This window comes from Streptomyces sp. NPDC058157 (genome assembly GCF_042884105.1).
In the GTDB taxonomy this organism is placed as follows: Bacteria; Actinomycetota; Actinomycetes; order Streptomycetales; family Streptomycetaceae; genus Streptomyces.
This window is the reverse complement of record NZ_JBHVUQ010000280.1, coordinates 1-7745: the sequence shown is the minus strand read 5'-3', so window position 1 is coordinate 7745 and position 7745 is coordinate 1. Positions and strand designations below refer to the sequence as shown.

8 protein-coding genes are annotated in these 7745 nt (G+C 74.5%); 4 read left to right on the top strand and 4 right to left on the bottom strand.

The window, feature by feature from the left end; all coding sequences use genetic code 11:
• Window positions 1–31: 31 nt before the first annotated feature.
• The 4 genes from ACFVXK_RS35550 to ACFVXK_RS35535 are packed head-to-tail and all read right to left on the bottom strand — an operon-like array spanning window position 32 to window position 5371.
• Window positions 32–1447 (bottom strand): O-antigen ligase family protein, encoded by a 1416-nt coding sequence (locus tag ACFVXK_RS35550; protein WP_389620516.1) that lies wholly within the window; start codon window positions 1445–1447, stop codon window positions 32–34.
• Between the two features lie 3 nt (window positions 1448–1450).
• Window positions 1451–3019 (bottom strand): exopolysaccharide biosynthesis polyprenyl glycosylphosphotransferase, encoded by a 1569-nt coding sequence (locus ACFVXK_RS35545; RefSeq protein ID WP_389620519.1) that lies wholly within the window; start codon window positions 3017–3019, stop codon window positions 1451–1453.
• 2 nt (window positions 3020–3021) lie between these two features.
• Window positions 3022–4248, bottom strand: a complete 1227-nt coding sequence (locus tag ACFVXK_RS35540; RefSeq protein ID WP_389620513.1) for a glycosyltransferase — start codon at window positions 4246–4248, stop codon at window positions 3022–3024.
• Window positions 4249–4267: 19 nt separating this feature from the next.
• A complete protein-coding gene (locus ACFVXK_RS35535) occupies window positions 4268–5371 on the bottom strand; it encodes a DUF3344 domain-containing protein (protein WP_389620510.1) in 1104 nt (367 codons plus the stop codon).
• Between the two features lie 181 nt (window positions 5372–5552).
• On the opposite strand from ACFVXK_RS35535, the gene ACFVXK_RS35530 reads away from it, so the two are divergent.
• The 4 genes from ACFVXK_RS35530 to ACFVXK_RS35515 form a co-directional block, all read left to right on the top strand.
• Window positions 5553–5807: a chaplin gene (locus ACFVXK_RS35530; RefSeq protein WP_389620507.1), complete on the top strand. Its 255-nt coding sequence runs from the start codon at window positions 5553–5555 to the stop codon at window positions 5805–5807.
• A gap of 118 nt (window positions 5808–5925) precedes the next feature.
• A complete protein-coding gene (locus ACFVXK_RS35525; RefSeq protein WP_358897246.1) occupies window positions 5926–6336 on the top strand; it encodes a rodlin in 411 nt (136 codons plus the stop codon).
• 241 nt (window positions 6337–6577) lie between these two features.
• Window positions 6578–6811, top strand: a complete 234-nt coding sequence (locus ACFVXK_RS35520) for a chaplin (protein ID WP_389620503.1) — start codon at window positions 6578–6580, stop codon at window positions 6809–6811.
• Window positions 6812–6930: 119 nt separating this feature from the next.
• Window positions 6931–7745: chaplin family protein (locus tag ACFVXK_RS35515; RefSeq protein WP_389620500.1), on the top strand; the 815-nt coding region annotated here is incomplete at its 3' end.

Below are 7745 nucleotides of genomic sequence, written 5' to 3'. Positions count from 1 at the left end.
GCCGCGGGCCTCCGCCAGGGTGTCGTGTCGGTCACCGGGCGGCCGGCCCGTCGGCGGGCCGGCCGCCCGCGAGGCCGGTGGAGGGCAGCGCCCACCAGGCCGCGAGCCCGATGATCACACCGGTCAGCACGGTGGAGGGGCCGCCGATGTCCGCGTACAGGAAGTCGGTCAGCTGCCACACGAACAGCCCGGTCGCGATCAGCCCGCAGTCCCGCAGCCCGTCGCCGGACCGCCCGGAGCCGCCGCCCGGCCGTCCGCGAGGGCCGGAACCGCCGGAACCGCCGGAGGCCACGGCGTACCGGCGCAGGCCCGCGACCAGGAGGGCCGCCCAGCCGCCGGCCAGCGCCAGCAGTCCGACGAGCCCCTGTTCGCCGAGGACCAGCAGGTACATGTTGTGCGGGGAGAGCAGCGGCTGCTTCATGAAGGCCTGCCCGGCGCCGGCGGTGTCGCTGCCGGAGGACAGCCCGAGCGAGGAGTGGCCGTCGCGGTGGGCGGGGAAGCCCTTGAGGCCCACCCCGACGGCGGGCCGCTCGCGCCACATCGACTCGGCGGCGGCCCACATCGTGTAGCGGTCGGTGACCGACTGGTCGGGGGCGCTGGAGACCTGGGTGATGGAACTCAGCCGCTCGGCGACCATGTCGGAGCCCAGCCCGAGTCCGCCGACGAGGACCACCCCGAGGGCGGTCAGCGCCAGCAGCACCGCCAGCGCCCGGCGGATCCCGGCCAGGCACATCACCAGCAGCGCCGCCACGGCGGTGGCGATCCACGCGCCCCGGCTGAAGGAGAGCACCAGCGGGACCACCAGGGCCAGCGCGCAGCCCCCGGCGGCCCGCCGGACCTTGGCGGGCAGTCCCGGGGCGAGCGCGGCGGCGGTGGCGACGATCAGCCCGTACGCGACGACGGTGGCCATGCCCATGACGTCGCCGGGGCCGAAGGTGCCCACGGCGCGGATGTCCTCGCCCTGGTAGGAGGCGCCGGTGTGGGTCGCGTACTGCACGACGCCCACGGCGCCCTGCACCAGGCCGAGCACGACGAAGCACCCGGCGGCCAGCCGGAACTCCGGCGCGTCGCGCACCAGCAGCACCACGGCCGCCGGGACCAGCACGAACACCTGGAGGTAGCGCACGAACCCGGGCAGGGCGGCGTACGGGTCCCCGGCCGTCATGGTGGAGACGGCCAGGCCGATCCCCGGCGTCCCGAGCACGAGCACGCCCAGCGGGCTGAGCCGGCGCACCCGCCCGCGCAGGGCCTGGACGGCGCAGACGAGGGCGAGCAGCAGGGAGGCGGCGTCGGCGGGGCCGACCTTCCCGGAGGCGGTGGCGTCACCGGCCGGGAGCGGGGCGAGGAGGAGCAGGACGGTCGCGGCGAGCGGCACCAGCGGCCAGTGCCGGCGCAGCGCGGCGGACACGCCGGGCGGGCGGGCGGTTCCGGGGAGGGCGAGGGTCATGGTTCAGCTCCCGCCCAGCCGGAAGCGGAAGAAGGAGGCGGCGGTGCGGGCCAGGATCCACAGGTCCTGCCACAGCGACCAGGTGTCGATGTAGTGGTTGTCGAAGCGGGCCCGGTCCTCGATGGAGGTGTCCCCGCGCAGGCCGTTGATCTGGGCGAGGCCGGTGATGCCGACGGGCATCCGGTGGCGGGCCTCGTAGCCGGGGTGGACCGCGGCGAACTTGGCGACGAAGAAGGGGCGTTCGGGGCGGGGGCCGACCAGGCTCATGTCGCCGCGGACCACGTTCCACAGCTGCGGCAGCTCGTCCAGCGAGGACTTGCGCAGGAAGGAGCCGACGGGGCTCATCCGGCGGTCGCCGGCCACGGTCCAGCGGGTGGCGGACTCGTGTTCGTCGGCGCGCAGGGTGCGGAACTTCAGCAGGGTGAAGGACCGTCCGTAGAGGCCGACCCGTTCCTGACGGAAGATCACCCCGGGTCCGTCGGAGAGCCGTACGGCCAGGGCGCAGGCCCCCATGACGGGGGCGGCGGCGAGCAGGGCCAGCGCGGCGAGCAGGGAGTCGATGATCCGCTTGGCGGACCGCTCCAGGGGGCGGGCGGGGCGGGGCAGCAGGGGCTGGACGGCGTGGCCCCACAGCTGGTCGGCGGGCTGGGCGACGCGCATGCCGGTGACCTTGGCGGTCCCGGCGGGGTCGGCGAGCCAGAGCCGGCAGCCGTGGTCGTGGAAGAGGCGGACCAGTGCGGCGGTGCGCTCGTCGGCCTCGGGCGGGCGGGTGAAGACGGCGCAGCGCACGGAGTTCTGGATGACGGCGCGCCGGACGTCCTCGTGGGTGGCGAGTACGGGCAGCGGGCCGCCCTCCCCGTCGGCGGGCGCGGCGGGGTCGGCGATCCCGACGGGCCGCAGCCCGTACTCGGGGCGTCCGTGCAGTGCGGCGGCGACCGCGCCGGCGCCGTCCCCGGGGCCGACGACGAGCGTGGAGACGGGGTGGCGGACGGCGGAGCGGCGCCACACCTGGTGGACGAGCCCGCGTCCCGCGCAGGCCAGGACGACGTGCAGGCAGACGGCGGTGAGCAGGGCGTTCCAGCCGAGGGCCCGTTCGGGCGCGGCGGCGGCGAGGACGGCGGCGGCCCCGCACCACAGCGCGGCGGCCCGCCCGGCCAGGGCGGGCAGTTCGAGCAGCGCGGAGGGTGCGAGGCGGGGCCGGTAGAGGCCGCCCCCGGCCTGGAGGGCGGCGCCCGCGGCGGCGAGCAGCACGGCGGCCGGCGCCGCGGCCTGGGCCGGGAGCGGCGAGCCGGGCAGGGCGGTGACGGTGGCGGCGGTGACGGCGGCGGCCAGCGCGTCGGCGGCCAGGAGCGGGGCGGCGCCCCGGCCGCGCCGGACCCGGCCCGGCCGGACGGCGGGACGGGCCCGTTCGGCGCGGGGGCCGCGCGGCGGGTGGATGGCGGTCACGGCACGGCGGGGCTTGGCGGGTGACACGGCGGCCGGGGCGGCCTGCGACACGGAGGCGAAGGCGCTGCCGCCGGCGTGCCCCGTGCCGCTCTGCCCTCCGGTGTGCCGGGCGGCTGCGCTGTCCATCGTCATCGGCTGATGCGCTCCTGGTTCAAGGGCTGGGGGTCCCCCCGGTGGAGCGAGGGGGCGGGCCTGCCCAGCAGTTCGTGGTACAGGCCGGTGACCGCGTCCGTGGTCCGCCGCACGTCGAACTCGCTCCGGGCGTGCTGCTGGGCCTGCTCCCCGAGTTCGGTGAGCAGCCGCGGTTCGGCGAGCAGCCGTCCCAGGGCCTTGGCCAGCGCCGTCGGGTCCTCCGGAGGTACCAGGCAGAGCCGTCCGTGGCCGGACGGCAGGCTCTCCCGCGCACCGCTGACGTCGGAGACCAGGACCGGTCGGCCGCAGGCCATGGCTTCGAGGGGGGCGAGCGCCATGCCTTCCCACCGCGACGGCAGTACAACGAGATCGGCGGCCCGAAGCCACGGTCGGATGTCGGCGGCGGCTCCGGCGAAGTGGGTTCCGGGGGGTGCGGTGCGGCGCAGCCGTTCGGCGTCGGGGCCGTCGCCGACCAGGGCGAGGCGGGCGCCGGGGACGGTGGCCGAGACCTCGGGCCAGGCGCGCAGCAGCACGTCCTGGCCCTTCTGCGGGCAGAGCCGGCCGACGCAGACCGCGAGGGGCCCGTCCCGGAGGGCGGCGGGCAGCGGGAGCGCGGCGCGGGCCTCGGCGCGGTCGCGGCCGGGGTCGGGGTGGGCCGGGCGGAAGTGGGTGAGGTCGACGCCGTTGCGGATCACCGTCCAGCGGGCGTGGATGCCCTCGGACTCCCCGGCCCGGCGTTCGGCCTCGCTGACGCAGAGCACCCGGTCGGCCCAGCGGGCACCGGCCCGTTCCCAGCGCAGCGCGAGGGCTGCGGTGGTGCCCCCGACGGCGTCGAAGGACCAGGCGTGGGGCTGGAACACCGTGGGCAGGGAGCCCCGTACGGCCATCCGCCCGGCGAGGCCGGCCTTGGCGCTGTGGGCGTGCAGCAGGTCGGGGCGGACGCGGCGGACCAGGCGGGCGGCGCCGAGCACCTCGGCCGGCAGCCCGGGCCCCGGGGAGCGTCCGGCGCGCCAGGTGAGCACCTCGGCCCCGGCGTCGCGGGCGGCGCCGGGGAGGACGCCGCCGTCCGGGCAGCCGACGACGACGCGCAGCCCGGCGGCGGACTGGGCCCGTGCGAGGTCGGTGACGACCCGTGCGACGCCGCCCTCGACGGGCTGGACGAGGTGCAGGACGGTGAAGGACTGCGCGGCCGGGGAGCCGGCCGGCGAGGGGTGTTTCGGCACGTGGAGCGGTCTCCTGCGCTCAGCGGCGCGCGTCTGTCTGAACGAAGAGCACACCGAGGAATTGACCCTGGCTTTCGCCCGTGAACCTGAAGTCCAGGCTGTGGGCGCCACCGGACAGGGCGGGACTCAGATCGAACACGTCCGCGTCATATCCGAGATTATTAATATTTTCAGGCTGTCGTACTGTTGCGGGATGCCCGAATTCCGTGATCGTGGAATTCATGACGTCGTCGAAGGGGTTCTCGGCGTCGCTGACGCTGATCCGGCGCCCGCTGTCGGCGGTCACCATGAGTGAATCCCCCAGGACCCCGCGGTCCCCGTCGTACGCGACCACCCCGGCCTTGCCCGCGGCCCCCGCGGGCGCGTCCAGGCCGGCGACCCGCACCGTCTCCGAGGCGGCCTCGCCGGCCCCCGCGGCGAGGGACTCGAAGCCGTCCCACAGCGCGATCCGGCGCAGCGGCTCCTGCGGGTGCTCGTAGGCGACCACCAGCGTCCAGCCGCCCCAGGCGCCGACCTCCGAGTGCCCCATGGCCACGTTGAGCTGGGCGACGGTCCACATCCCCGCACCGCCCTTGCGCACCAGCGGGGTGACGTCGGCCGAGGCCTGGTAGGCGTCGCTGCCCGCGTCGGTGCGGTGCCCGATCACGGTGTCGGCGAGGACCGCCTTGTACGCGCCCCCGGGCTCGGCGACCAGCACGCGGCCGTTGTCCTCCGGCGGCTTCTGCTCCCCGACCCGCAGGTTCCCGCCCCAGTACAGCCGGGCGTACGAGACCTTCGCGCCCCGCGGGACCTTGAGCTCGGCCCGGGTGGAGTTGTAGGTGTCGGGGTCCTTGTCGACCTCGTCGTAGAACATCTCGAAGTCGCCGTTGGTCCCGGCCGCGCCCTTCTTGACCTCGGCGCACGGCTCGGCCTGCGGGGACTCCGCGCGCCGGCAGCTGATCGCCGAGTTCGAGGCCCGGACCAGCCCCCCGTGCAGCTCGGCCTGGTAACGCTGGGTGAACGGGATCCGGGGCATTTCGCGCGCCGCGGCGGGAACCGCGGCACCCGCCGAAGGGACGTGCGCGGAAAGCGCGAGGCAGGACAGCAGACCGAGTGCGCCGAGGATTCTGCGGGAGGAACCCATGACCCCGTCTCCATTTTCGATCAAGGGGACAAAACAGGAGTGAACTTTGTCAGAAATCGGGCTGGAAATCACGTCGGACTCGCTCGTACGGCCTTTCGGGCGATAGCACGCACCCTGTCCGTGGGCGGGTCGTTATGCCGGTGCATCGTTGTTCGAAGTTCGAACCGAAAGGAATACGGAGATGAAGAAGAGGCTGATGCGCGGCACGACGGTGGCGCTCGCGGGCGCCGCGCTGCTGATGGGCGGCGCGGGCCTCGCCTCCGCGCACGGCGGCGACGGCGCGACGGCGGAAGGCGCCGCCACGGGGTCCCCCGGCGTCCTGAGCGGCAACCTCGTCCAGGTCCCCGTCGACGTCCCGGTCAACGTCTGCGGCGTCACCGCCCAGCTCGTCGGACTGCTGAACCCGGCCTTCGGCAACCACTGCGTGAACGCCTGAACGTCAACCGCACCGCCCGAAACGGCGGCATCCGGGTGAAGCGACGCAACCCGAGCCCGAGCCGGGCCGTTGATCCGGGTGCTCCAGTACCGGGCAATCCTGCAAAAAAGGGATGATAATGATCAAGAAGCTTGTCGCCGGCGCAGCGGTTGCCGCCTCCACCGTCGGCCTCGGCGCCGCCATGGCCCCGCAGGCGATGGCCATCGGCAACGACAACGGCATCAACACCGTGAACGGCAACAACTCCGCGCAGATCTACGGCAACCAGGCCACCTACGGCAACATGAGCCCGCAGATGGCGCTGATCCAGGGCTCCTTCAACAAGCCCTGCATCGCCCTGCCGGCCAAGGTCAACGCCCAGTCGATCCTGGCCCTGGTCAACGTCGGAGTCCAGGACATCCCGGTCCTGTCCAGCCCGCAGAACCAGCAGTGCACCGAGAACTCCACCCAGGCCAAGGGCGACGAGGCCCTCTCGCACATCCTGGACAACATCCCGGTCCTCTCCGGCAACGTCTCCTCCGGCAGCTGACCGAGGCGCCGCACCGCGAGGCCGTCGCACCCCCGGGGTCGCGGCGGCCTCGCCGCGTATCGGCACCCTGAATTTCCCGTCCGGAAAATACGGACCGAAATTCCCCGAACGCACCTCCGGGGCATCGGAGTGAATTGACCGACACCCCTCGGAAATACCGGGATTCTGCGGTTTCTTTTCTCCGACCCACTCGTTGTTGTCTATGCAGCGGACAGACCTCTGCGGGAAGGATCGAATTCAGATGAAGTACAAGAAGGCAGTGGTGATGGCCGCCGGCGTTCTCGTCGCCGCCGGTGCCGCCTCCCCCGCCATGGCCGACTCGGCCGCCGACGGCAAGGCCGTCGGCTCCCCCGGTGTGGGCTCCGGGAACGTCGTGCAGGTCCCCGTGCACGTCCCCGTGAACGTCTGCGGCAACACCGTCAACGTGATCGCGCTGCTGAACCCCGCGTTCGGCAACCACTGCGTCAACGACTGACGAAGCGCCTGCGCCCGCAAGGGCAGACCTCCTCGGGTGGCCTCGGAGTGCACGGCGGTGCACTCCGAGGCCACCTTCGATTCAGGACCGGCCCCGAGCCGGTAGACAGGGAAGGACCCATGCGACAGGTACTGAGCCGACAGGTACTGGGCAAGGGGGTGCTCACGGCTGCGGCCGCCTCGAGTCTGCTGTCGATCGCGACCGGCGCGGCCTACGCGCATCCCGGGGCGATGGCGGAGGCCTCGCATTCACCGGGCGTGCTGTCCGGCAACAGCGTCTCGGTACCCATCACCTTCTCGCCGAACGTGTGCGGCAACAGCGTGGACGGGGGTGCCGCGCTCAACCCCGCCATGGGCAACACCTGCGTGACCTCGACCGGCTCGGACGCCGGCCACCACGACTACGAGCGCTACCTGAGCCCCGAGAACGCCGAGGCCTTCCGGCACTACCTCGAGGAGCGCGAGGGCGGCCGGCACGCGCTGCCCGCGCAGCGGGAGGACGAGGGCGGGTACGGGGAGCGCGGCGACGAGGCTCCCCGCGCGCACGCCCCCCGGCACGCGGCGCCCCGCCCCGAGGAGGCCCGCCCCGAGGCCCCGCGCCCCGAGGCCCCCAAGCACGCGGCGCCCCGGCCCCAGGCTCCGCGGCAGGAGGCCCCGCGCCACGCCGCGCCCCGCCACGACGACAGCCGCCACGAGGACGCCTACGGCGGCTCCGGCGAGGAGGACCACGGCCCGCGCGGCGGGAAGGAGGAGTGCGACGACCACCCGCCCGCCCCCCACGCGCAGCCCCCGGCCCCGCACCCGGCTCCCCCCGCGCCCGCGCCGCACCACCCGCAGCCCAAGCCGCAGCCCAAGCCGGCCCCCGCGCCCCGGCCCGCGCCCGCCCCGGCCGTGGCCGCCGGATCCGTGCCCACCCGCGACCAGGGCGTCTTCGT

Excerpts from the sequence above, each read along its gene's own strand:
- ACFVXK_RS35550 (WP_389620516.1), bottom strand. The coding sequence starts at position 1,447 with ATGACCCTCGCCCTCCCCGGAACCGCCCGCCCGCCCGGCGTGTCCGCC.
- ACFVXK_RS35545 (WP_389620519.1), bottom strand. The coding sequence starts at position 3,019 with ATGGACAGCGCAGCCGCCCGGCACACCGGAGGGCAGAGCGGCACGGGG.
- ACFVXK_RS35535 (WP_389620510.1), bottom strand. The coding sequence starts at position 5,371 with ATGGGTTCCTCCCGCAGAATCCTCGGCGCACTCGGTCTGCTGTCCTGC.
- ACFVXK_RS35530 (WP_389620507.1), top strand. The coding sequence starts at position 5,553 with ATGAAGAAGAGGCTGATGCGCGGCACGACGGTGGCGCTCGCGGGCGCC.
- ACFVXK_RS35525 (WP_358897246.1), top strand. The coding sequence starts at position 5,926 with ATGATCAAGAAGCTTGTCGCCGGCGCAGCGGTTGCCGCCTCCACCGTC.
- ACFVXK_RS35520 (WP_389620503.1), top strand. The coding sequence starts at position 6,578 with ATGAAGTACAAGAAGGCAGTGGTGATGGCCGCCGGCGTTCTCGTCGCC.